Source organism: Nonomuraea sp. NPDC004354 (assembly GCF_053602555.1).
In genome coordinates, this window is record NZ_JBSGDV010000007.1 from 251,131 (window position 1) to 273,312 (window position 22,182).

General features: G+C 72.8%; 20 protein-coding genes. 10 read left to right on the top strand and 10 right to left on the bottom strand.

Annotated features, from left to right (window positions below; genetic code table 11):
- Positions 1–24 precede the first annotated feature (24 nt).
- A complete protein-coding gene (locus ACWENQ_RS22190) occupies positions 25–468 on the top strand; it encodes a MarR family winged helix-turn-helix transcriptional regulator (protein ID WP_354905861.1) in 444 nt (147 codons plus the stop codon).
- Here the strand turns inward: ACWENQ_RS22190 and ACWENQ_RS22195 are convergent.
- Positions 440–907: a DUF1003 domain-containing protein gene (locus ACWENQ_RS22195; protein ID WP_354905863.1), complete on the bottom strand. Its 468-nt coding sequence runs from the start codon at positions 905–907 to the stop codon at positions 440–442. The genes ACWENQ_RS22190 and ACWENQ_RS22195 overlap by 29 nt on opposite strands.
- The gene (locus tag ACWENQ_RS22200; protein WP_354905865.1) at positions 897–2,111 is read right to left on the bottom strand and encodes a magnesium transporter MgtE N-terminal domain-containing protein; all 1,215 of its coding nucleotides are present in this window, start codon (positions 2,109–2,111) and stop codon (positions 897–899) included. Before ACWENQ_RS22200 ends, ACWENQ_RS22195 begins: the two co-directional genes overlap by 11 nt.
- An 83-nt stretch (positions 2,112–2,194) precedes the next feature.
- Here ACWENQ_RS22200 and ACWENQ_RS22205 point away from each other — a divergent pair, with 83 nt between their 5' ends.
- Positions 2,195–3,127 carry an EamA family transporter gene (locus ACWENQ_RS22205; protein WP_449917737.1) on the top strand — a complete coding sequence of 311 codons (933 nt, stop codon included), beginning with the start codon at positions 2,195–2,197 and terminating at the stop codon, positions 3,125–3,127.
- Between the two features lie 290 nt (positions 3,128–3,417).
- Here the strand turns inward: ACWENQ_RS22205 and ACWENQ_RS22210 are convergent, their stop codons facing one another.
- The gene (locus ACWENQ_RS22210; protein ID WP_452415874.1) at positions 3,418–5,961 is read right to left on the bottom strand and encodes a protein kinase domain-containing protein; all 2,544 of its coding nucleotides are present in this window, start codon (positions 5,959–5,961) and stop codon (positions 3,418–3,420) included.
- A 10-nt stretch (positions 5,962–5,971) separates the two neighbouring features.
- Positions 5,972–6,322 (bottom strand): hypothetical protein, encoded by a 351-nt coding sequence (locus ACWENQ_RS22215; RefSeq protein WP_354905869.1) that lies wholly within the window; start codon positions 6,320–6,322, stop codon positions 5,972–5,974.
- A 220-nt stretch (positions 6,323–6,542) separates the two neighbouring features.
- On the opposite strand from ACWENQ_RS22215, the gene uppS reads away from it, so the two are divergent.
- Together uppS and ACWENQ_RS22225 are read left to right on the top strand one after the other, a co-directional pair.
- Positions 6,543–7,289 carry a polyprenyl diphosphate synthase gene (gene uppS / locus ACWENQ_RS22220; protein WP_452415876.1) on the top strand — a complete coding sequence of 249 codons (747 nt, stop codon included), beginning with the start codon at positions 6,543–6,545 and terminating at the stop codon, positions 7,287–7,289.
- Positions 7,290–7,437: 148 nt separating this feature from the next.
- The gene (locus ACWENQ_RS22225; protein WP_354905872.1) at positions 7,438–8,376 is read left to right on the top strand and encodes an HpcH/HpaI aldolase/citrate lyase family protein; all 939 of its coding nucleotides are present in this window, start codon (positions 7,438–7,440) and stop codon (positions 8,374–8,376) included.
- Positions 8,377–8,381: 5 nt separating this feature from the next.
- On the opposite strand, the gene ACWENQ_RS22230 is transcribed toward ACWENQ_RS22225, so the two are convergent.
- Together ACWENQ_RS22230 and ACWENQ_RS22235 are read right to left on the bottom strand one after the other, a co-directional pair.
- Positions 8,382–8,921: a DUF6529 family protein gene (locus tag ACWENQ_RS22230; protein ID WP_449917728.1), complete on the bottom strand. Its 540-nt coding sequence runs from the start codon at positions 8,919–8,921 to the stop codon at positions 8,382–8,384.
- Positions 8,918–9,583, bottom strand: a complete 666-nt coding sequence (locus ACWENQ_RS22235; RefSeq protein WP_452415878.1) for a hypothetical protein — start codon at positions 9,581–9,583, stop codon at positions 8,918–8,920. The genes ACWENQ_RS22230 and ACWENQ_RS22235 overlap by 4 nt, the downstream gene beginning before the upstream one ends.
- 96 nt (positions 9,584–9,679) lie before the next feature.
- On the opposite strand from ACWENQ_RS22235, the gene ACWENQ_RS22240 reads away from it, so the two are divergent.
- Both ACWENQ_RS22240 and ACWENQ_RS22245 read left to right on the top strand, forming a co-directional pair.
- The gene (locus tag ACWENQ_RS22240; RefSeq protein ID WP_449917723.1) at positions 9,680–10,696 is read left to right on the top strand and encodes a CPBP family glutamic-type intramembrane protease; all 1,017 of its coding nucleotides are present in this window, start codon (positions 9,680–9,682) and stop codon (positions 10,694–10,696) included.
- Between the two features lie 599 nt (positions 10,697–11,295).
- A complete protein-coding gene (locus ACWENQ_RS22245) occupies positions 11,296–14,403 on the top strand; it encodes a hypothetical protein (protein WP_452415880.1) in 3,108 nt (1,035 codons plus the stop codon).
- Positions 14,404–14,673: 270 nt separating this feature from the next.
- Here ACWENQ_RS22245 and ACWENQ_RS22250 read toward each other — a convergent pair whose 3' ends face one another.
- A complete protein-coding gene (locus ACWENQ_RS22250; RefSeq protein WP_449917719.1) occupies positions 14,674–15,078 on the bottom strand; it encodes an NUDIX hydrolase in 405 nt (134 codons plus the stop codon).
- 74 nt (positions 15,079–15,152) lie between these two features.
- Between ACWENQ_RS22250 and ACWENQ_RS22255 the strand changes: the two genes are divergently transcribed.
- The 4 genes from ACWENQ_RS22255 (at position 15,153) to ACWENQ_RS22270 (ending at position 18,170) form a co-directional block, all read left to right on the top strand.
- The gene (locus tag ACWENQ_RS22255; protein WP_354905880.1) at positions 15,153–15,782 is read left to right on the top strand and encodes a DUF6758 family protein; all 630 of its coding nucleotides are present in this window, start codon (positions 15,153–15,155) and stop codon (positions 15,780–15,782) included.
- Between the two features lie 39 nt (positions 15,783–15,821).
- Positions 15,822–16,430, top strand: coding sequence for a MarC family protein (locus tag ACWENQ_RS22260; RefSeq protein WP_354905881.1), 609 nt, complete (start codon positions 15,822–15,824; stop codon positions 16,428–16,430).
- 204 nt (positions 16,431–16,634) lie between these two features.
- The gene (locus tag ACWENQ_RS22265) at positions 16,635–17,342 is read left to right on the top strand and encodes an MBL fold metallo-hydrolase (RefSeq protein WP_354905883.1); all 708 of its coding nucleotides are present in this window, start codon (positions 16,635–16,637) and stop codon (positions 17,340–17,342) included.
- Positions 17,343–18,170 (top strand): RecB family exonuclease, encoded by an 828-nt coding sequence (locus ACWENQ_RS22270; protein ID WP_452415881.1) that lies wholly within the window; start codon positions 17,343–17,345, stop codon positions 18,168–18,170. It abuts the gene before it with no gap.
- A gap of 130 nt (positions 18,171–18,300) precedes the next feature.
- On the opposite strand, the gene ACWENQ_RS22275 is transcribed toward ACWENQ_RS22270, so the two are convergent.
- From ACWENQ_RS22275 to ACWENQ_RS22285, 3 genes are all read right to left on the bottom strand, one after another.
- Positions 18,301–19,209: an oxygenase MpaB family protein gene (locus ACWENQ_RS22275; RefSeq protein ID WP_449917711.1), complete on the bottom strand. Its 909-nt coding sequence runs from the start codon at positions 19,207–19,209 to the stop codon at positions 18,301–18,303.
- Positions 19,210–19,222: 13 nt separating this feature from the next.
- On the bottom strand, positions 19,223–20,101 hold the full coding sequence (locus ACWENQ_RS22280; RefSeq protein WP_354905889.1) for an alpha/beta fold hydrolase: 879 nt from the start codon (positions 20,099–20,101) through the stop codon (positions 19,223–19,225).
- 140 nt (positions 20,102–20,241) lie between these two features.
- A complete protein-coding gene (locus tag ACWENQ_RS22285) occupies positions 20,242–22,047 on the bottom strand; it encodes a DEAD/DEAH box helicase (RefSeq protein WP_452415883.1) in 1,806 nt (601 codons plus the stop codon).
- Between the last annotated feature and the right edge of the window lie 135 nt (positions 22,048–22,182).

The window sequence follows — 22,182 nt, forward strand, 5'->3', positions numbered from 1 at the left end:
CGCTCTTCTCAGTAGGATGCCGCCATGGTGGGGATCTCGCCGCAGGAGTCGGCCGTCTGGCGCATGATGCAGCGGGCCCAGGTGCGCATCACCCGCCGCCTGGAGACCGAGCTGCTCGCCGCCCACGACCTGCCGCTGGCCTCCTACGACGTGCTGCTCCAGCTCTCCGAGGCGGCGGGACGGCGGCTGCGGATGAACGACCTGGCCGACCGGGTCCTGCTGTCGCGCAGCGGCCTGACCCGCCTCATCGACCGGCTGCAGCGCGAGGGGCTGGTCCAGCGCGAGGCGTGCGCCGACGACGCGCGCGGCCTGTTCGCGGTGCTGACCGAGGCCGGTGCCGTACGGCTGGCCGAGGCCACGCCCACCTACCTGGGCGGCATCCGCGCCGAGTTCCTCGACGTGCTGGAGCCCGAGGAGCTCGCCCAGTGCACGGCCATGCTCACGAAGATCCTGGTCGCTCCTCGCTGAGGCGCTGCAGCTCCGAGCGGAGGAAGTCGCGGGTGACGACCTCGCCCATGGCCATGCGCAGTCCCGCGATCTCGCGGGTCAGGTACTCCAGGTCGGCCTGGGTGCGCTCGTCGGCCATCCGGTCCTGCTCGTACTGCACGCGGTCGCGGTCGTCCTGGCGGTTCTGCGCCAGCAGGATCAGCGGCGCCGCGTAGGAGGCCTGGAGCGAGAGCATCAGCGTCAGGAAGATGAACGGGTAGGAGTCGAACACCAGCTCGTCAGGGGCCAGGACGTTCCAGCCCACCCACAGCACCACGAAGACCGTCATGTAGACGAGGAACCGGGCGGTGCCGATGAAGCGGGCGATCTCCTCCGACAGCCTGCCGAACGCCTCGGGATCGTAGTGGGGGCGGAAGCGGCGTCTGAACTCCCGCGGTTGGTCGAGCCGGTCAATCGCCATCGCGCCAGTCCTCGGTGTAGCGCCAGTCCTCTGGCAGCAGGTGGTCAAGAACGTCGTCGACGGTGACCGCGCCCACGAGCTGGCCGAGCTCGTCGACGACCGGCGCCGCCACGAGGTTGTAGGTGGCCAGGTAGGAGGTGACCTCGGGCAGCGGCAGGTCGGGCCTGATCGGGTCGAGCGAGGCGTCGATGACCGCGCCGAGCAGCGTGGACGGCGGGTCGCGCAGCAGCCGCTGGAAGTGGGTGACACCCAGGTAGGTGCCGGTGGGCGTCTCGTTCGGCGCGCGCGTGACGAAGACCTGCGCGGCCACCGCGGGGGACAGGTCCTTCTGCCTGATCTGCGCCAGCGCCTCGGCGATGGTGGCGCTGGGCGGCAGGATCACCGGATCGGTGGTCATCATGCCGCCCGCCGTGTTCTCGCCGTAGGACAGCAGCCTGCGCACCGGCGCCGCGTCTTGCGGTTCCATCAGTGCCAGCAGCCGCGCGGACTGCCCCTCCGGCAGGTCCTGCAGCAGGTCGGCGGCGTCGTCAGGGTCCATCTCCTCCAGGACGTCGGCGGCCCGTTCGGGCGCGAGGGTGCCCAGGATGCCCATCTGGTCGCGCAGCGGCAGCTCCTCCAGGACGTCGGCGAGACGCTCGTCGTCGAGCGCGGCGGCGACCTCGATGCGCCGCTTGCCGGGCAGTGAGTGCAGGGCGTTGGCGAGGTCGGCGGCCCGCATGGACTCGAAGGCGGCGATGAGGCGCGCCGCGCCCTGGTCGTGCTGGAGGGTGTCGAAGCCGGACACGTCTCGCCAGTCGACGACCCTGGCGTCGCGCCGCTTCCGCCCGACGACCGCCACCTTGGTGATCTCCCAGATGGCCGGCCGTACCTCCTCCATGGCGAGGTCGTGGACGGTCATCGGCTCGCCGTCCACCTCGACCCGCAGGTCGAGCATCTCGCCGAGGACGAGGGTCTCGGTGGGGCGCTGCTCGAACCTGCGCATGTTCAGCCGGCCCGTGAAGATCACCGCGCCGGCCTCGATGCCGCGGACCCGGGTGATGGGCAGGAACACCCGGCGGCGGGGCTGGATCTCCACCACCATGCCGTGGACGCGTGGCGGCTGCCCGGGGCGCACCCCCGCGACGACGTCCCTGATGCGGCCGATCTGGTCGCCGGCCGGATCGAAGACCGCGGTGCCCGACAGCCGGGCAACGAAGATCCTCACGTCACTCAGGGTATCCGGGCCCGAGGCATTGCCTCCGCCGCGACCGGCATGTAAGTATCAAAACCTACTATTGGTGGTGACAGATGAAGCATGCAGGACTGGCGATCGCGTTCGTCTCCTCATGGTGTTTTGCCTTCTCAGGGCCGATGGCCAAGTTCCTGGGCGCCGCGGGACTGGCGCCGCTGGAGGCCGTGTGGGCCCGCATGGCGGGCGCGGGGCTGTTGTTGCTGGCCGTACTCGCGGTGGTCAAACCGCGGGCGCTGCGGATCCCGCGTTCCAGGCTGCCGTTCTTCGGCGCCTACGCGGTCATGGCGGTGGCCGGCGTGCAGTCGCTGTACTTCGTGGCCATCACGAGGCTGCCGGTGGGGATCGCGTTGCTGCTGGAGTTCATGGCGCCGGTGATGGTGGTGCTGTGGGTGCGGTTCGTCCGCAAAGTACGGCTGCCGCGGGCCGCGTTCGTCGGCGCGGTGGTCGCGGTCGCCGGGCTGGCCATCGTGGTCGAGGCGTGGCAGGGCATGCGGATCGACGCCGTCGGTCTGCTGCTCGGCCTCGCGGCGGGCGCCTGCTGCGCCGGCTACTTCCTGATGAGCGACAGCTTCGGGGACGACGTCGACCCGCTCGGGCTGATCGCCTGGGGCATGATCGGGGCGGCCGTCGTGCTGCTGCCGTTCTCGCGGCCCTGGAACATCCCGTGGGAGGTGTTCACGACCGAGGCCACCCTCGGCGGGCACACGCTGCCCGTGCTCGGCGCCTACCTGTGGATGGTCGTCGTGGCGACCGTCGTCGCCTACATCCTCGGCGTCAACGCGGTGCGCCGGCTGTCGGCCGCCGTGGGCGCGACCGTCGCCTCGCTGGAGGTGATCGGCGGCGCCGTGGTGGCGTGGGCGCTGGTGGGAGAGTCGCTCGGCGGCTACCAGATCGTCGGCGGCCTCATCGTGATCAGCGGCGCGCTGCTGGCGCAGACCGCGACCGCCCAGCCCGCCGTCGAGCCGGTGCGCGAGCTCAGCCACGTCTGAGCTCCCCTGACGCTCGGCCGGCCCTGCCAGGGCCTCCCTCGGCTCCTGAGGGCTGTGGACGGGGCGTCCGGCCGCTCCCGGGGTGTGGACGGGACTTACGGCGGGCGTGGGTGCCCGGCCGCTCCCGGCGGCTGTGGACGGGTCGTCCCACGGGCGCCCGGCCGCTGCCGGCGGCTGTGGACGGGTCGTCCCACGGGCGCTCGGTCGCTCCCGGGGCGGCCGCGCTCCGTCAGCTCCCGGGACGGCCGGGGGCGGGTCCCCGCGCGCGGGAGCGCGGGCGGGGACAGGGCTCAGCCGCCCTTGAGCTCGGTCAGCTCGGGCTCGGGGCTGGGGGACTCCTCAGCCGTCGTGGGCGTCGGATTCTGCGGCTCGGGCGTCGACTCCTCCGTCGGCTCAGGCTCCTGCTCGCCCGAATCGCCGGGGTCGGTGGTGGGGCTCTGCGACGGGTCGACGGCCTGCTCCCCTTCCGGGCCGGCCGACACGACGATCGTCACGGTGCTGCCCTTGGCCAGGCGGCGGCCCGAGGCGGGCGATGTCGAGATCACGATGTCCATCGCCGCCTCCTCGTCGGGCACGCTCTTCAGCCTGACCGCCAGGCCGAGGTCCTCCAGCTCCGCGACGGCGTCGTCGATGTGCCAGCCCTCCAGCGCGGGAAGGGTCACGGTCGCCCTCGCCTTGGCCTTGGTGGTCTGCTTGACGGGCGGATCCTCGACCTGGCCGGTGATCGGGCCGGGGTCGACGTACTGCTGCCGCACGGATGAGCCGCCGCCATTCCCCGAGCTCGACATGAGGTTCGGCATGATCACCACCGCGGACAGCCCGGCGAGGACGGCCCCGGTGGCCATCAGGAGGGCGGGGCGCAGCCGCCGCCGCTTCCGGGTGAGCGTCGGACGCGCGGCGTTCAGCTCGGGCAGGAGAGCGGTCGGGACCGGCTCGACCGGCGCGGTGTCCTCCCGGCGGCGCGTCCTCCCCGGCTTGCCGGGCATCGCGGGCATGGCGCGGCGGGCAGGCGGGATGCCGGGGTCGGTGGCGGCGTCGCCCACCGCCTGGAGGGCAGCCGTCGCTTCGTCGGGGGTGTTCCTGCGGCTCCCGGTTCTCTTCCGCCGGGCCGTCCCCGCCGCCTTCCTCGGCGCCGAGCCCTCCTCGGCCCCCTGCCCCGCGCGTCCAGGTGACGCCGAGCCGCCGGGCGGCGTTCCGTGCCCAGGGCCGCCAGACGGGGTTCCGTGCCCGGGACCGCCGGGCGGGGTTCCGTGCCCGGCTGCCGGCGCGGGGCCATGGGGTGGCGTTCCGTGTCCGGGGCCGGATGGGGTCGCGTGCCCTGAGCCGGCCTCACCGTTGGGTGGGGCTGGCTGGCCGGGGCGCGCTGGGGTGTCCGCCGGAGCCGCCCGGCCGGGGGAGGGCGGCTGCCCGGGCGGGGTGGCAGGTCCGGACGCCGCGTCCACGGCGGGTGCCGCGTGCCCGGGTACGGCTGAGCCGCCGGGTGCCGCGTGCCCGGGTGGAGCGGTCTCGCCACGGGGCGGGGCCTCCTCGGAGTGCGGCGCTTCCCCGGGCGGCGTGGAACGCCTCGGGGGCTCGGCCTTCCTCGGCGGTCGCCCGGCCGGGTCCGAGGACGCGGCCTCGTTCGAGGACGCCTCATTCGGGTGCGCGGACCCACCCGAGGGCGCGGCCTCGTGCGGGTGCGCGGCCTGATGCGGGTGCCCGGCCGCATGCTGTGCGTGCTCGTGCTGCGCGGCTTCATACTGCGCGGCCTCGTGCGGGTGCGCGGCGTCGGCCGGGAGTACGGGCTCGCCGAGCCTGGCCGTCCCGCTCGGGCCTGCCGTCCCGCTCGGGTGTGCTGCCCCGCTTGGCTGTGCTGTCCCGCTCGCGGGTTCCGGTGCGCTCCGCTCGGCGGCTCTGCCGGGGTGTGCCGGCTCCATCTCGGTCGCGGTCTCGACCAACGTCCGCGGGAGCACGCCCTCAGGACGCGTCGCCGGCCCGGCGGACGGCGGGAACGGCGCCTGCGCGGCCGGTGCGGGCCGTACGTCGGGCTGGTGGCGCACGAGGCGCAGCAGCGCCTCCTGAGCGGTCGGGCGCGCCGACGGATCCTTCGCCAGGCAGCCCCTGACCAGCGAGCCGAGCGGCTCGTCCAGCTCGGGCAGCTCGGGCTCCTTGGTGAGGATCCGGTGGAAGATCGCCGGCACGGTGTCGCCGCCGAACGCCAGGCGCCCCGTCGCCGCGAACACCATCGTCACCGCCCACGCGAACAGGTCCGAGGCGGGGCCGACGGCCTCGCCCGAGATCTGCTCGGGCGACATGTAGGCGGGGGTGCCGATCAGGCCGCTCGCGCTGGCCGTCGTCGCGTCCAGCGCCTTGGCGATGCCGAAGTCGATGACCCTGGCGCCGTCGAGACCGAGCAGCACGTTGCTCGGCTTGAAGTCGCGGTGCACGACGTCGGCCCGGTGGATGGCGGCCAGGGCCGCCATCGTGCCCACCGCCAGCCGTTCGAGGGCTCCCGCGGGTCGCGGGCCGTTCTCCCTGACCAGCTGGTCGAGGGAGACGCCTTCCACGTACTCGCTGACGATGAACGGCCGGTCGCCCTCGGTGGAGGCGTCGAGCACCCTCGCGGTGGAGAACTCCGCGACCTTCCTGGCCGCGGCCACCTCCCGCAGGAAACGGTCGCGGGCGGTGACGTCGCCCGAGAACCGGGCATGCAGCATCTTGACGGCCACGCGCTCGCCCGAGGACGACCTGCCCAGATAGACGACCCCCTGGCCGCCTTCGCCCAACCGGCCGAGCAGCTCGTAGTCGCCCACACGAGCGGCCTCATGGGCCAGGAGGGGCTGTAGTTCCTGCACTTATAGCACCTTATGGGGTAAGTCGAAGAACGGTGGCGGTATCCGCCCATCGGTCGGCCAGCCCGGCCGCGTCGGGCGCGTTGAGCCGCTCCTTCGCCAGCGCGGCCACGGCGTCGGCCGCCTGTGTCTGATCCACCACCTCGACTCGCGCGTCGAACACCACCAGCTCCGCCCCGTTGTCCTTGCTCCTCAGCGTTACTCGCACGCTGTCCTTTTGATCCAGTCCGGGCAGATTTTGTTCCCCGCTGCCAGTAACTAGATAGATCGCCCCATCGTGCCAGACATGCCATGCCAGGCGTGGCCGATCCAGGTGCACCCACAACACTCCGGACTTCTTCGCGCCCTCCTCGATCGCTCCCATGCCCGTCTCCCCTCCTGGTCAGGCCGTACCTGTCTCCGGTCGGCGCAGCTCGTCCCCGGCCCGCCCGCTCGTCCCCCGGCCGCCCGCGCTCCTGCCCGTACGGCAAGCCGCCCCGGCGCCACCGTGGTCACGTGGCCGGCGCCCGTCACACCACGCCACTCCAGCAGGACGTGGCGGGCGTCCGCAACGTCGCCCGTGCAACGGGACTAGGGTGCTGGGCGTGCTGCACGCCGCCTATACCCGCTATCTGCGCTCCCAGGTGCTGAAGGGTCCGCTCCCCGCCCATGTCGCGCTGGTGATGGACGGCAACAGAAGGTGGGCCGAGGAGATGGGCCTCGAGAGCCCGAGCCACGGGCACCGCCACGGCGTCGAGCACATCGAGACCGTGCTCGGCTGGTGCGCCGACCTCGGCATCAGGCATGTCACGATCTACGTCGCCTCCGCGGACAACGTCCGCAAGCGCGAGTCCCGCCAGGTCGCCTTCTACATGCGGCTGATCGAGGAGATCATCGCCGGGCGGCTGATCCACTCGGCCACGCGCTGGCGGCTCCACGTGGCGGGACGGCTCGACGAGCTGCCCGACTCCACCGCCCACGCGCTCAAGCTCGCCATGGACCACACCCGTGACAGGGCGGGCTTCGACCTGACCGTCGCCATCGGCTACGACGGACGCCAGGAGGTGGTCGACGCGCTGCGGTCCCTGCTGACCGACCGGGCCGCCGCGGGCGTGCCCATCGCCGAGCTCGCCCGCACGATCACCGCCGACGACATCGCCGCCCACCTCTACACTGCGGGCCGCCCCGACCCCGACCTCATCGTCAGGACGAGCGGGGAGCAGCGGCTGTCGGGGTTCCTGATCTGGCAGGCGGCCTCGGCACGGCTCCACTTCTGCGAGGCGTACTGGCCCGGGTTCCGCCATGTCGACTTCCTCCGGGCGCTCCGCTCATACGCCGCCCGCCACCGCTGACCCGGTCGCACCCACGCTCCGTTTCCTCCGGGCGCTCCGCTCATACGCCGCCCGCCACCGCTGACCCGGTCGCACCCACGCGCCATGCATGGGCGCGATAGAACGACCCAGGCTCCCCTCCCGCGTGGCGCGACGCTAGCGTTTGGGCATGCGCTCACGCCGTTCCTGCCTCGCGGTTCCGGGATCCAACCCGCGCTTCCTCGAGAAGGCCCAGACCCTCCCCGCCGACGAGGTCTTCCTGGATCTCGAGGACTCGGTCGCCCCCCTGGCCAAGGAGGAGGCGCGCAAGAACGTCGTGGCGGCCCTGCGCGAGGGCGACTGGGGCGGCAAGGTGCGCGTCGTCAGGGTGAACGACCTCACCACCCAGTGGACCTACCGCGACGTGATCGAGGTCGTGGAGGGCGCGGGGGAGTTCCTCGACTGCGTGATGCTGCCGAAGGTGCAGGACCCGACCCAGGTGCTGTGGCTCGACACCCTCCTCACCCAGATCGAGCGCACGATGGGCTTCGAGGTGGGCCGGATAGGCATCGAGGCGCAGATCGAGAACGCGCGCGGCCTGGTGAACGCCGACGCCATCGCCGGGTCGTCGCCGCGGCTGGAGACGCTGGTGTTCGGGCCCGCCGACTTCATGGCCTCGATCAACATGCGGACGCTGGTCGTGGGGGAGCAGCCGCCCGGCTACACCGAGGGCGACGCCTACCACTACATCCTGATGCGGCTGCTGATGGCCGCCCGGACGCACGACCTCCAGGTGATCGACGGGCCGTACCTGCAGATCAGGGATGTCGAGGGATACCGGCGGGTGGCGCGCAGGGCGGCGGCGCTGGGGTTCGACGGCAAGTGGGTGCTGCACCCGTCGCAGGTGGAGGCCGCCAACGAGGTGTTCTCACCGGCCCAGGAGGACTACGACCACGCCGAGCTGATCCTGGAGGCGTACGAGTACTACACGACCGTGGAGCGGCGGGGCGCGGTGATGCTCGGCGACGAGATGATCGACGAGGCGTCGCGCAAGATGGCGCTGGTGGTGGCCGCCAAGGGCAGGGCCGCGGGCCTCCGGCGCACCACCACCTTCACGCCCGGGTCCTGAACGGTTCAGAAGGTCACGCCTACCGCGGTGAAGAACCAGAACGACGAGGTGAGCCACAGCCCGACCAGAGCCGCGAACGCCGTCCCGCCGAGCACCGGCAGACTCCACCCCGGCAGTCCCCTGCGCGGCAGCGCCAGCATCTTCGCCACGAACACCCCGTAGAAGAAGCAGCCGAGGAGCGAGTGGACCAGCACGCGGGGCGCGTCGAACTGCAGGCCGAGCGCGTACAGGCAGTGGAAGGCGACCGGCACGCTGAGCACGAACGCCAGCCGTCCCGACCACCGGTGCACCCAGGCGGGGATGCTGACGCCGAGCTTGCCCCACATCGACAGCGCCGAGACCACCTGGACGATCGCCAGCAGGAAGACGCCCGTCGTCAGCCAGGACTTCATCGCCAGGGCCCCCGAGAACCCGGCGGGCCCGACCGCGTAGCCGGTGGGGGTGTGCAGGCGCCCGTAGACGCCGAGCGCGACCGCGACCAGCGCCCCGGTCAGCAGCGGCACCAGCAGGCCCACGGCGGTGCGCTTGTCCGTGGCGAAGGTCATGGCATCTCCTCGATGAATCCGTCGACGTCCTTCGGGGTGACGGCAGCGCCGTCGATGGCGACCGGCAGACCCGGTGTCAACGTGGGCACGGGCACCGGCTGGTCGTCCCTGACCATGGCTCCGACCTGGGTGAAGCCCTTGCCGTCCGGGAGCGCCAGGACGATCCACCCGGCCCGGTAGCGCGCGCCGCGCACCAGGGCGGTCGCCCGGTAGAGCCCCGAGGGCTTCTTGACCGTGGACGCGGAGAAGCTCAACGTCCTGTCGCCGAAGCGCAGCTCGCCCTTCGCCTTGCCGCCGCCGACGACGGCCGTGAGGCTGGCGTCGTTGAAGCCCTTCAGCGTGACCCGGCCGTTGACGGCCTTGCCGGCGAACCAGGCCTCGGTGATGCCGTCGCAGAAGTATCCGATGGCCTTGCCGTCCCTGACGGAGACGGCGACGAGCCCGCCGTTGTCCCGTACCCGGCCCGCGTAGTCGGCCTTGACGGCCGCCGGCCGTACGGATCTCGAGGGTGAGGGGGTGGCGGACGCGGTCGAGACGGCGGTCGCCACGGCGACCGGCGCGGGCGTCGAGTCCGCCGGCCCCCCCGCGTTACTGACCACCCCCAGGCCGACGGCGAGCGCGGCGCCCGCCGCCAGGGTGATGAACGGCCCCAGCCTTGACATGAGTGCTCCCCAGATTCGGATGTCTCTCTTCGAGAATCCGCCTCGCCTGGCGCCTTGTCTGTGAACTAATGCGCATCCGCCGGACAGAATGAAGGGATGCACGACAACCAGCCTCCGGCTCCCTACGGCGCGCAGCCGCCATACGGCCCGCAGTACCAACCTGGGCCATACCCCCAGGCCATGTACGGCACGCCGCCTCCCAAGCCGGCGTGGTTCGTGCCGGCGCCGCCCGGCACCAGGTACGACCATCTGGCGAGGAACCCGCTGAACGCCTGGTGGCGCCAGGTGGTCGGCACGCTGTTCGTGGCGGCGTGCTTCTTCGGGGTGGCGGTGCTGGTGGTGGTGGCCGGAACCGTCGTGGCGGTGATCGCCGGCATCCCGGCGCCGATGGCGGGGGAGCAGCTGTTCGGTGACCCCGTGTTCACGCTGGCCGTCACGCTGCTGTCGATCGCCGGGGTGCTCCCGCTGGTCTACGCGGCCGTGGCGCTGTTCCAGCGCAGGCCGCCCGGCACGCTGTCGTCGGTCGTGGGGCGCCTGCGGTGGGGGTGGCTGGCGCGGTGCACGGGCGTCGCCGTGGCGGCGCTGGTGCTCGGGCAGGGGGCGCTCTACGTCGCCTACGCCGTCACCGGCCAGAACACCTCGGACCTGTTCGGCTGGAAGGGCTGGGCGGCGTTCGTGCCGGGGTTCGTGGTGATCCTGTTGCTGGTGCCGTTCCAGGCGGCGGCGGAGGAATACATCTTCAGGGGCTGGCTCCTGCAGGCCTTCGGCGCCTACGTCACCTCGCCGTGGCCCGGCATCGTGCTGGGGTCGGCCGGTTTCACCGCGCTGCACGCCTACACCGACTGGGGCATCCTCGACGTGTTCAGCTTCGGGGTCGTCATGGGCTGGCTGGCGGTGAAGACCGGCGGGATCGAGGCGCCGGTCGCCATGCACGTGGTGAACAACGTGTTCGCGTTCTCGCTCAGCTCGGCTGCCGGAGATCTCGAGGACGCCATGAGGCAGGGCTCCGTGCCGTGGCAGTCGCTGACGGGGACCGTCGTCCAGCTGTCGGTGTTCGCCCTGGGCGTGCTGTGGCTGACCAAAAAGCGGGCGATCGCCACCGTTTCTTCCTAAACCACGCCGGGGGTTCCACGAATCTCGCTAGAGAGGTCTCGTCAGCGCGGCGCGGGCGTGCTGGTGTGGATCCTGTGGAGGTGCGCGCAGGTGATCATTTCGGCGGGATGGGGTAGAAGTACCGGCGTACGTCTCCCGTTTTAGGCGTACATAACTGGACGGTCCGGATATTTCCTGACTAGGAGGTGCGTCGCGTGGCCTCGGGCCCCAGCGATCCGCGCTCGCCACGGCAGCCGCCGGAAGACGATCCGCGCGCTCCAGAGCCTCGCTCACCCGAGGACGCGGCGCACAGGGAAGGCGAGCCGCCGCGCCCCTCAGGCGGATCCGGTACGCCGGAGGAGCCGAGGATCAGGCACGCGCCTCCGGGGCCCAGCGACGACCGCGCCCGTGGGGTGCCCGTCGCCTCGCCGTGGGGGATGCCGCCGTTCGCCTCGCCGACCCCCGACGACCACCAGGCGGAGGAGGAGGCCGCCGCGTGGCCGAAGGGGCGCAGACCTTACAGCTCACCGGCCGCACCCCAGGAGCCGAGAGCCCCCCGGCAGGCCACACCTCCCACATCCGCGTCGTCCGAGGGTGAGCCGTCCCGCCCCCGCAGGATCGTGCACCCCGACAAGCTGGTCGCCTCCGGGCCGCCCCGCCCGCGCCCCCTGGTCTCCCCGAGCACGCCGCCCGGGAGCGGAGACAAGCCGGGCACGTCGGCCGGGAGTGGTGAGCAGCCGGGCGCGTCGGCCGGGAGTGGTGAGCAGCCGGGCGCGTCGGCCGGGAGTGGTGAGCAGCCGGGCGCGTCGGCCGGGAGTGGTGAGCAGCCAGGCACGCCGGCCGGGAGCGGGAAGGAGCCGGGCGCACCCGACCCCGGCCTGTCCGAGCGCGACAGGCCGACCGCTCCGCATCCCCGCCCGCCGGGCATCAGGACGGGACCACCCCCGTCCCGCGTCGAGCCGTACCGGATGCCGCCGCGCCCCGAGCCGCACGAAGACAAGGGGCAAGGCGTCCACGGCCCGCCCCTCCTCCACGAGCACGACCAGGCCCCCGGCGAGACCTCCGCCCAGCCGGAAAGGGCGCGCGGCGAGGCCTCCGCCCACTCGGAAGGCACACACCGCCAGGCCCAGACCCCTGCCCAGCCCGAGCCCGAGCCCGAGCTGCACGAGCACGACCAGGCCCCCGCCCACCCCGAAAGGGCGCGCGGCGAGACCTCCGCCCACCCCGACGGCACGCGCGACCAGGTCCCCGCCCACCCCGAAGGGGTGCGCGACCAGGTACCCGGCCAGCCCGAAGGCGGCCCCGGCGACGAGTTCGGGCAGGACGCGCCCGTGCGCAGGGTCGGTCGCCCGCCGGGCGGTCGCCCCACCCGTCCCGACCTGCTCGTCGCCTCGGGCCCGACCCCGCCGGGCGGCGCCGCCGGCAGGCACCACCGCGGTCCCGCGCCCTCGGCGATGCGCAGGTCGAGCCCGGTCAGGCGGCGCCGCGTCGGCCCCTACCTGGTGGTGATCACGCTCGCGCTGACCGTGGCCGCCGGCGTCATCGCCTGGCAGTGGTGGAACGGCGGGCAGCAGGGCCTCCGCCTGGCCGCGGGCGCCGGCCGTTCGGGTGACGAGCTGTTCGTGGTCCCCGCGGCGGGTGACGGCTCCAACCAGAAGCTCAACGATCTGGCCGCCGTCGGCAGCACGGTCGTCGCCGTCGGCAGCGACACCACCAGCCCCGTCCCCCGCCCGCTGTTCCTCTTCTCCCCCGACAGCGGCGCCACCTGGCAGCTCGCCGACGTCACCGGCTCCACGACCACCACCGTCCAGCGCGTGGTCGGCGCGAACGGCCGGTGGCTCGCCTTCGGCCAGGACGGCACGGGCGACGAGCGCGGCCTGTGGACCAGCACGGACGGGTCGACGTGGGCGGCCGTCGAGCAGAGCGGCCTGGAGGCGTTCAGGAAGGGCGACCTCATCCACGACATCGCCAGGACGTCGTCGGGGTTCGTCGCCGTCGGCCGTACGGTCCTGCAGGACGGCACGCCGGGCCCCGTCGCCTGGCACTCGCCGGACGGCCGCGCGTGGACGCGGGTCGACAGCCGCGACATCGGCACGCCCGACAAGGTCCGCGAGTTCAGGACCGTCGTGGCCAGGGAGGATCAGGTCGTCGTCCTCGCCCAGCCGGCCCAGGGCGGCGGGTCGGTCGTCATGCGGTCGACGGACGGCGGGCGGACCTGGGTGCGCACCGCCACCCAGCTGCCAGGCATCGCGCCGCGGCCGGGCACGCTCGCCGTGCTCCCCGAGCGTTTCGTGCTGATCCCGACCAGGCACCGCGAGCCCGGCGGCGACGTGCACGTGTACTGCTCGCCCACCGGCGCGGAGTGGACCAGGTGCGGCGCGATCGGCGGCCTCGGCGCCCAGAGCACCGGCGTCAACGCGGTCGTCGCCCACAGCGCCGGCCTGGCCGCCGTCAGCCAGTCGGGTCTCGACAGCTACACCGTTCACACCAGCCCCGACGCGGCCACCTGGACCAAGCGCACCGACCTCGGCAGCATGCCGGGCGCGACCGTGCGCGGGCTGGCCCTGGCCGACTCGGGCACGCTGGTCGTCGGCGGCGACCAGGCCGCCGCCGACGTCGACAACCGGCTCGTGCTGATGACGGTCAAGGACGGCGAACGGCCCGCCACGGTACGGCTGGCCGACATCAGGGGCCTGACCAGGGTGGCCCGCGAGACCGCAAGGGTCGCGGCGGCCGACGGCCGCTTCGTCGCCGTCGGCTCCGCGTCGGCCGACGCGGGCATCTGGACCAGCACGAACGCCGTCGACTGGAAGTCCGTCACCCTCGCCGCGCCCCGCCGGCAGCAGCTGTCCGACCTCGCGCACGGCCGCAAGGGCTGGCTCGCCGTCGGCACCACCATGCCGGACGCCTCCTCCACCGAGCCGTTGCTCGTCGCGTCGGCGGACGGCCGCTCGTGGAAGAAGATCGAAGGGCCCGCCCGGGGTGACGGCCAGCCGTACCTGGCCACGCAGTCGGTGGCCGCGGGCGAGGGCGGCTACGTGATCGCCGGCGAGGAGCGATCGGCCTCGGGTACGGCGGCTGCCGCCCTCTGGTACTCGACCGACCTGCGGAAGTTCAGCCGCGTGGCCAAGCTGCCGCGTGACGGCGCGGGCGTCCGCATCCACGACGTCGCCGCAGGGCCGGGCGGCTACGTGGCGGTCGGCGGCTCCGGCGGCGCGGAACGCGAGAGCGGCGTCGTGTGGACCTCCGCCGACGGGCTCGCCTGGAAGGCACGCGGCCGGCTCCTGCCGCCCGACGCCACCTCCGCCGGCCTGCGCCAGGTCGCCTGGTACGGCGAGCGGGTCGTCGCCATCGGGACCGCCCAGGTGTCGGGCTCGCGCAAGGCGTTCGCCGCCGTGTCCGACGACGAGGGCGCCACCTGGGACTACGCCTGGCTGCCCGCCGAGCGGGCCGCCGCCGTCCACGACCTGGCCGCCGCCCCCCAGGGGCTGGTCGCGGTGGGCTGGCACGGCGTTCCCGGCAGCGGCGACAGCGCGGCCTGGACCTCCGAGGACGGGCTGACATGGCACCGCCAGGACCTGACCAGGGATCGGCTGGGCGGGGAAGGCACGCAGTGGCTCGGCGCCGTCACGGTCTCCGGCTCCAACGTGGTCGCGCTCGGCCGCTCCACGACGTACAACTCCGACCATCTCGTCCTGTGGACCTCCACGCTGTCGTCCGACCGGTGACGGGCGACGTCACGGCGGCCCGCCGAAGTCGCGCTGGAGTGGCGTGATGGACGGGCGCCCGCCACGCGCCCGCGGTGGGGCCGGCCCGGCTTGCCGTACGGGGGGACCCAGGGGCAGGACGCAAGCGCCCGGCCAGGCAGCCCGCGGCAGGACGTCGGCGGGGCCGTCAGGAGGGCAGGACGTTCCTAGGCGGGGGCGGCCAGGAGGGCAGGACGGTGGTCGGGAGGGCACGACGTTCCTTGGCGGGGCGGCCAGGAGGGCAGGACGTTCCTAGGCGGGGTGGTCGGGGGGCAGGACGTGCCACGCCTGCAGGGCGGCGAGCAGGCCGTCGGTCAGCGGCAGGGTGTCAAGTTCCGCGCGCGAGCACCAGCGCGCGTCCGCCGCGTCGTCGCCCGGCGCGAGCGACCCCGCGACCACCGTGGCCACGTAGTCGCGGATCACGTAGACCACCCCGTCGGGCCCCGGCCGCTCGACCACGCCCGCCAGCACGCCGACCGCCACCCGCAGCCCCGTCTCCTCCAGGACCTCCCTGCGCAGCGCCGCCTCGTCGCTCTCGCCCGCCTCGACCCGGCCGCCCGGGATCGACCACAGCCCTTCACCGGGCGGGTGCCCGCGTCTGACCAGGAGTATCTCCGAATCCGCGACGATGATCGCGCCCACACAATTTACGCGCACATGGTCAAGATTACGGCGGCATAACGGGCTCCGCCCTTGACGGATCGGTGCCCGGGGACGCACCGTGAGTAGCTGTGAGAGCGGCACCAACCTGCCCACGGTGTTTCGGCCCGCTTCACGCACCGAGTGCGTGGTCGAGCGCGTGGCGCTGTGGCGCGCATGGCGATGTCCTGCCCTTCCAGACGCTGCAGCCGGCCAATACGGCCCGCGACGCGATCCGGCTCGGCGCGGTCGTGCCGGTGTGGCTGCCCTGGCCGCTGCCGCCCGGCTGGCTGGTGACCGGCTTCGGCGTGGCGGGCGACGAGCGCACGGGTGCGCGGGCGAGCCTGGTCGCGCTGACCGGCCCGTCGGTCACGCACGGCCCCGCCGACCTGGTCGTCATCGCGGAGGAGCCGGGCGTCGGGCTGGGCGCGGCCTACGCGGGCATCGACGGCCCCGACCCTGGCAGGGGTTTCGGCGAGGGGCCGCCCAACGCCAAGATCGAGGTGCTCGGCCACCCGACGCCGCTGTGGTGCGTCGCGGCGCCCGACGACAGGGCCGTCTACGCGGGCGAGGCGCTCGGCAACTGGCTGTGGACCATCGTGTGGCCGGCCGAGGCGGGCTGCCTTCTCGTGCTCGACCAGCTGAGCCTGCGCGACCTGCGCGAACACGACCAGGAGCTGGACCTGCCGTTCGGCGCGTTCTCGCCGAGGCTGGAGGGCTAGGCTCGGGCACGGTCCCCCCTGACGGATCTGGGGGGCACGGTGTTCGACGTCAGGTTCTTCGTCGAGGCGTTCGTCACGATGTTCGTCATCATGGACCCGCCCGGCATCATCCCCCTCTTCCTCGCCTACACCGGTGGGCGCACTCCCGCCGAACGCAGGCGCATCGCCAGGCAGGCGGCGGTCACGGCGTTCTGCCTGATCGTGGTGTTCGCGGTCTTCGGGCAGGTCATCCTGGGCTACCTGCACGTCGAGGTGCCCGCCATGCAGATCGCGGGCGGCCTGCTCCTGCTGCTGGTCGCCCTGGAACTGTTGCGCGGGACGACGGAGCCGCAGGCGGGCACGGTCAAGTCGAACGTCAACGTGGCGCTGGTGCCGCTGGGCACGCCGTTGCTGGCCGGTCCCGGCGCGATCGTGGCCACGATCGTCTTCGCGCAGCAGGCGGGGGCGGTGCGGGGCGGCATCCTGACGCTGGGGCTGGCGATCGCGGCGGTGCACGTGGTGCTGTGGTTGTTCATGCGGTTCTCAGTGGGGATCATCCGGGTGATCAAGGAGAACGGGGTGGAGCTGGTCACGCGGATCGCGGGTCTGCTGCTGGCGGCGCTGGCCGTTCAGCTGATCATCACCGCCGTCCGCGCCCTCGTCGCCTGACCCGCCCCGCGACCCCACCCCGCCCGACAGGTCCCGGCCCACGACCCCGCGCCGCCCGACGGCTCCCGGTCCCGCGACCCCGCGCCACTCGACGGACCCTGGCCTGTGGGTACGGGCCGCGCGACGGGCCCCGGCCCGCGACCCCGCGCCGCTCGACGGCTCGCAAGGCGGGATCCGGGCCCCGGTTGGCGATAGGGTGGCAGCGTGGGAGCGCGTATCGAGCGAGTGGTGACCGAGGGCGTCGTCGAGATCGACGGTGCCGAGCACAAGGTCGAGAACAACACCTGGATCGTGGGCGACGACGAGGAGGTCATCGTCATCGACCCGGCGCGTGACGCCGACAAGATCCTCGACCGGATCGGTGAGCGCGAAGTGCTCGCCGTCATCTGCACGCACGGCCTTCCCGACCACGTCGGCGCCGCCATCGAGGTGGCCAGCAGAGACGAGTCGGTGATCGCCCTGCACCCCAAGGACAAGCCGTTCTGGCGGGAGACCTGGTCGGAGACCTGGCCCGACATCGAGATGGAGGACGAGGGCGTGTTCGGCGTCGGCGACGTCCGTCTCGAGGTGCTGGAGACCCCCGGCATCACGATGGGCGGCGTCTCCCTCTACTCCGAGGAGCTCGGCGCCGTCTTCACGGGCAAGTCGCTGCAGGCCGACGGTCCCGGCAAGCTCGGCGGCGAGTACCCTGCGCTGGCCGACCAGCTGACCTCGATCGGCGGCAGGCTCTTCACGCTGCCCGGCGCCACCAGGGTGCTGCCCAACCAGGGCGAGGAGACCACGATCGGCGATCTGGAGCCGCACTTCGACGACTGGGTGTCCGGGTCGCTGACCCGCGAGGCGCCCGCCGAGGGCCCGCTGACCGACGGCACGAACGCCGCCGGGATCAGGCTGAACCTGGGCGACCGGTAGGTGCTGGAGCAGCTCCCGCTCGAGGGCATGCCGCGACGGCTCTACTCGTGCACGCCGTCGCGGCTCAACTCGTGGCTCGACTGCCGCAGGCGCTACAGGTTCTCCTACCTCGACCGGCCGCAGCCGCCCAAGGGCCCGGCATGGGCGCACAACAGCGTGGGCGCCAGCGTGCACAACGCGCTGGCGGCGTGGTGGCGGCAGCCGTACGAGCGAAGGACCCCGGCGATGGCGGCGATCCTGCTGACCAACGGGTGGATCTCCGAGGGCTTCAGGGATGCCGAGCAGTCCACGCAGTGGCGTGATCGCGCCCGCGGCCTGGTCTCGGGGTACGTCGAGACGCTCGATCCCGCCGACGAGCCGGTCGGTGTGGAGCGGACGGTCGCCGCGCGGACGAAGGCCATCGCCGTCTCCGGGCGTATCGACCGGCTCGACAGGCGTGGCGACGAGCTGGTCGTGGTCGACTACAAGACCGGCCGGCGCCCGCTGACCGAGGACGACGCCCGGGGCTCGCTCGCCCTGGCGATCTACGCGATCGCCGCCTCGCGGGTGCTGCGGACCCCGTGCGCCACCGTCGAGCTGCACCACCTGCCGACCGGTGAGGTCGTCGAATGGCGGCACACCGACGAGTCGCTGGGCCGCCACCTGCGCAGGGCCGAGGAGATCGCGGAGGAGGCCGGCGAGGCCGACGAGCGTTACCGCGCGGGCGAGACGGAGGAGCCGTTCCCGCCGAACCCCGGCCCGCTGTGCTCCTGGTGCGACTTCCGTCGCCACTGCCCCGAGGGCCGTACGGCGGCGCCCGACAAGCTGCCGTGGGACGCCCTCGCCTGAGCTCCCGGGGCCTGACCGGTCCTGGCCCGGCACGGCCGGCGGACCGGCGTGCTCTCACCTGGGTCCCGGATCGGGCGATCGCCGGCGAACCGGCGTGCTCTCATCTGTGGCCAGGGTCGTGCGGGCGGGGTCAGGCGGCCAGGGTGGTGCCCGGCCACCTGCGCGGGTCGGTCAGGCCCTTGAGTCCCTTGCTCACGTCGTAGCCGGCCTTGGCCAGGCGCTCCCGCGAGGCGGTCAGCATCTGCCGGGTCGGCTCGGCGAAGGCCAGGTCGTGCACGTGCTCGGGCAGCGAGTTGGCGCCCAGCCGGAACGCCCTCAGCGCCGCCGTGACCGTCGAGCGGGGCACCTCCGGCAGCGTGCCGTACATCCGCCTGGCCCAGCCGGGCAGCGTGTAGTAGCACAGCGCGCCGAAGGGGAAGTAGACCGGCTTGCCGGGTGAGAGCCTGCGCAGTTCCTGCGGCAGCCGCGGCCACAGCAGGAAGCGCACGGTCGCCGCCGACTCGTCGATGACCCGCAGCTTGGGACGCATCTCGGCGAAGTAGGCGGCCATCTCGGCCTGCGAGCCTGGCACGTCGTCCGGGTGCAGTCCGACGTAGGTGGCGCTCTTGCGCTGCTCGTGGAGGTAGCGGTCGGCCTGCCGGTCGGTCAGCCCGAGACCGCCCCTCCTGGCCACCTCCAGGTAGGACGACACCTCGGCGCAGTGCACCCACAGCAGGAGCTCGGGGTCGTCGACACGGTAGGTCCTGCCGCCGTCGCTGATGCGCAGCATCCGGTGGATGCCGCGCACCTTGCGCCCGATCTCGTCGGCCTCCTGCGGGCTGCCGAACGTGACCCTGCCCACGAAGTCCGCGGTACGGCGGAGCCGCCCGAACGGGTCGTCCTGGAAGTTGGAGTTCTGCCAGACGCCGCGCATGGCCAGGGGATGGAGCGCCTGGAGCATGAGGCCGCGCACGCCGCCCACCCACATGGTGCGGTCGAGGTGCACGAGCCACGTCACAGCCTGGGGCGGCTGGACGACGATCTCTTCGATGCTCGCCATAGTAAGTAAATGATTACACGGCTGGGCGCCGGTTGGCCTCGGCGGTGTTCCAGAATCTCGTCAGCGCGGCCGCCGTCGTCTCCGGCGCCTCGACGGCGGGGGAGTGGACGGCGCCCGGCACCACCACGGTCTCGGCGCCGAGCCGTGTGGCCATCGCCGCCTGCGCGCTGGGCGGCCAGCCGTCGTCGTGCTCGCCGAACAGCACGAGCGTGGCCACCTCGATCTGCTTGAGCTCCTCGGTGCGGTCGGGCTGGTCGAGCACCTGCTCGGCCATCGTCGTCAGCGCCGTGGGGTTGTTGGCGAACAGCCGCTTGCGCAGGAAGGCCACGATCTCGTCGGGCACGCCGCCGCCGAGCGCCTCGGGTTCGTAGCGGGTGGTCCACACGTGTTCGAGGCCCAGCTCGGGCAGCTCGCGCATGATGGCCCGGCCCACCCGCTCGCGCGGTCCGACGATGCCCGAGGGCCCGGAGCTCATCAGCGTGAAGGAGGCGAACTTCGTGCGGCCGTCGATGACCGCCTCCCTGGCCACCAGGCCGCCGAAGGAGTGGCCGACCAGGTGGACGAGGCCGCCCCCGCCGACGGCCGTCGCGACCGCGTCGACGTCGTTGCCGAGCGCGGGGCAGGTGTAGGCGGCGGCGTCGTCCGGGCCCGGCGTCTCGTACTGCCCGCGCATGTCGATCGCGACGACCTTGCGGTTGGCGGCGGCCAGCGTCTGCAGGACGGCGATGAAGTCTTCCTTGCTGCCGGTCAGGCCCGGCACGAGCAAGGCGGGTAGCCGCTCGATGACGCCGCTGATCGGCGTGGCCTCCAGGGCGGCGAACGAGCCGAGGGGCGTGTCGATCTGCACGGGGGTGACCCCGGGCGGCAAGGACAGGAAGCGCGGCGTACTCACGTAAGGCAACAATACCCAGAGCGCAGGGTGGGAACACGCCGAAATGGCGCATCTACCCAGCTTGACGTGCCAAAAGGCACACGCGGGAAAGCGCGAAGGCCGGGGCGCTCCCGTGGTGGGGCGCCCCGGCCTTCGTGGCGTCAGCGGCGCCTGGGGCCGCCCGAGCCACCACCGGTGCTACGCGGCCGACGCCGCTGCTGCTGGCGCTCGGACGCGGCCGACGGGGCGATCTCGTCGTCGTCGGTCGCCAGGTCGGGCGACTGGAAGATGACCGTGAACGCGTTCGGCGGCACGATCCGCTCGGGCTCCCTGCGCGCAGGGGGCGGCGGCGGGGTGGTGAGGAAGCTCGGCTCCTCGACGGGCGGAGCCGCCTGCTGCTCGGCCACGGAGGCGAGAGCTCCTTCCAGCGCCTCCGAGGAGGCGCCCCTGCGGGTCCTGGTCCGCCTGGACGGCTGGTCGGCGGCGGCCTCGATCTCCTCGGTGGAGATGATGGCAGGGGTGTCGTCGTTCCTGCGGGAGCGCCTGCGCATGGGCTTCTCCTCTGGCGCGATCGTCGATGCGGTGCTTTCGGTGTCCTCGATCAGCCCGGTCGCGGGCGCGCCGGCCGGAGCGGTGGCGACCGCCTCGGTGACAAGCGCGGCGTCGTCCGGCACGGTCGGGACGAGTTCGTCGGCACCGGCCTCCGTGGAGCGGCCGCCCCTGGTGCGGCGACGCTGGCGGGGCGTGCGGGCGGGGCGCGTCTCGCGCTCCTCCCTGTCCTTGCGGCCACGCGAGCGCGAGCGCCCCGTCTCGCCGAGGTCCTCGAGCTCCTCGGCCGCCAGACCCGCCCTGGAGCGGGCGGCGCGCGGCAGCACGCCCTTGGTGCCTTCGGGGATGCCCAGCTCGCTGTAGACGTGGGGCGAGGTGGAGTAGGTCTCCTCCGGCTCCATGAAGTCGAGGCCGAGCATGTTGTTGATCATCTTCCAGCGGGTCAGCTCCTCCCACTCGACGAAGGTGACCGCGGTGCCGGTGCGTCCGGCCCTGCCCGTGCGCCCGATGCGGTGCACGTAGGTCTTGTCGTCGGTGGGGGCGTCGTAGTTGACCACGTGGGTGACGTCGTCGATGTCGATGCCGCGCGCCGCCACGTCGGTGGCGACCAGCACGTCGATCTTGCCGTTGCGGAAGGCGCGCAGCGCCTGCTCGCGCTGGCCCTGCCCGAGGTCGCCGTGGACGGCCGCCACCGCGAAGCCGCGGGTGTCGAGCTGCTCGGCGACCATGTCGCAGGCGCGCTTGGTCTCGCAGAACACCATCGTGAGGCCGCGGCCGTCGGCCTGCAGCAGGCGGCCCACGATCTCGATCTTGTCCATCCGGTGGGTACGCCAGACGAGCTGGCGCACCTGCGGTGTGGCCTCACCCTCGCCGCTCTCCATCTCGGCGCGCACGTGGGTGGGGCGGTTGAGGTACTTGCGCGACAGCGCGACGATCTCGCCCGGCATGGTCGCCGAGAACAGCATCGTCTGCCGCTGGTCGGGGATCAGCTTGAAGATCCGCTCGATGTCGGGAAGGAAGCCCAGGTCGAGCATGCGGTCGGCCTCGTCGAGAACCAGTGTGGTGATCTGCGACAGGTCGAGGTGCTTCTGCTTGACCAGGTCGAGGAGCCGGCCGGGGGTGCCGACGATGACGTCGACGCCCACCTTCAGCGCCTCGATCTGCGGCTCGTAGGCGCGCCCGCCGTACACGGTGAGCACGCGGGAGCCGAGCTTGCCCGCGGCGGTGACCAGGTCCTCGGAGACCTGGACGGCCAGTTCGCGGGTGGGTACGACGACCAGCCCGCGGGGCTTCTTGCGGTTCTTGCGCGGCTTGCCGATGCTCTGCAGCATCGCGATGCCGAACGCGTAGGTCTTGCCCGTGCCGGTGCGGGCCTGACCGATGAGGTCCTGACCGGCGAGGGCGAGTGGGAGCGCCATCTCCTGAATGGGGAACGGCGCGACGATGCCCTCGGTCTCGAGGGCATCAGCGATCTCTGGTGTGACTCCGAGGTCTCGGAAAGTCGTCAGCGTGGCCTGCCTCAGTCTCAAATGAAGGCGGGCCTGCCGGGACCA

Excerpts from the sequence above, each read along its gene's own strand:
- ACWENQ_RS22190 (WP_354905861.1), top strand. The coding sequence starts at position 25 with ATGGTGGGGATCTCGCCGCAGGAGTCGGCCGTCTGGCGCATGATGCAG.
- ACWENQ_RS22195 (WP_354905863.1), bottom strand. The coding sequence starts at position 907 with ATGGCGATTGACCGGCTCGACCAACCGCGGGAGTTCAGACGCCGCTTC.
- ACWENQ_RS22205 (WP_449917737.1), top strand. The coding sequence starts at position 2,195 with ATGAAGCATGCAGGACTGGCGATCGCGTTCGTCTCCTCATGGTGTTTT.
- ACWENQ_RS22215 (WP_354905869.1), bottom strand. The coding sequence starts at position 6,322 with ATGGGAGCGATCGAGGAGGGCGCGAAGAAGTCCGGAGTGTTGTGGGTG.
- ACWENQ_RS22225 (WP_354905872.1), top strand. The coding sequence starts at position 7,438 with ATGCGCTCACGCCGTTCCTGCCTCGCGGTTCCGGGATCCAACCCGCGC.
- ACWENQ_RS22230 (WP_449917728.1), bottom strand. The coding sequence starts at position 8,921 with ATGACCTTCGCCACGGACAAGCGCACCGCCGTGGGCCTGCTGGTGCCG.
- ACWENQ_RS22235 (WP_452415878.1), bottom strand. The coding sequence starts at position 9,583 with ATGTCAAGGCTGGGGCCGTTCATCACCCTGGCGGCGGGCGCCGCGCTC.
- ACWENQ_RS22240 (WP_449917723.1), top strand. The coding sequence starts at position 9,680 with ATGCACGACAACCAGCCTCCGGCTCCCTACGGCGCGCAGCCGCCATAC.
- ACWENQ_RS22275 (WP_449917711.1), bottom strand. The coding sequence starts at position 19,209 with ATGGCGAGCATCGAAGAGATCGTCGTCCAGCCGCCCCAGGCTGTGACG.
- ACWENQ_RS22285 (WP_452415883.1), bottom strand. The coding sequence starts at position 22,047 with ATGGCGCTCCCACTCGCCCTCGCCGGTCAGGACCTCATCGGTCAGGCC.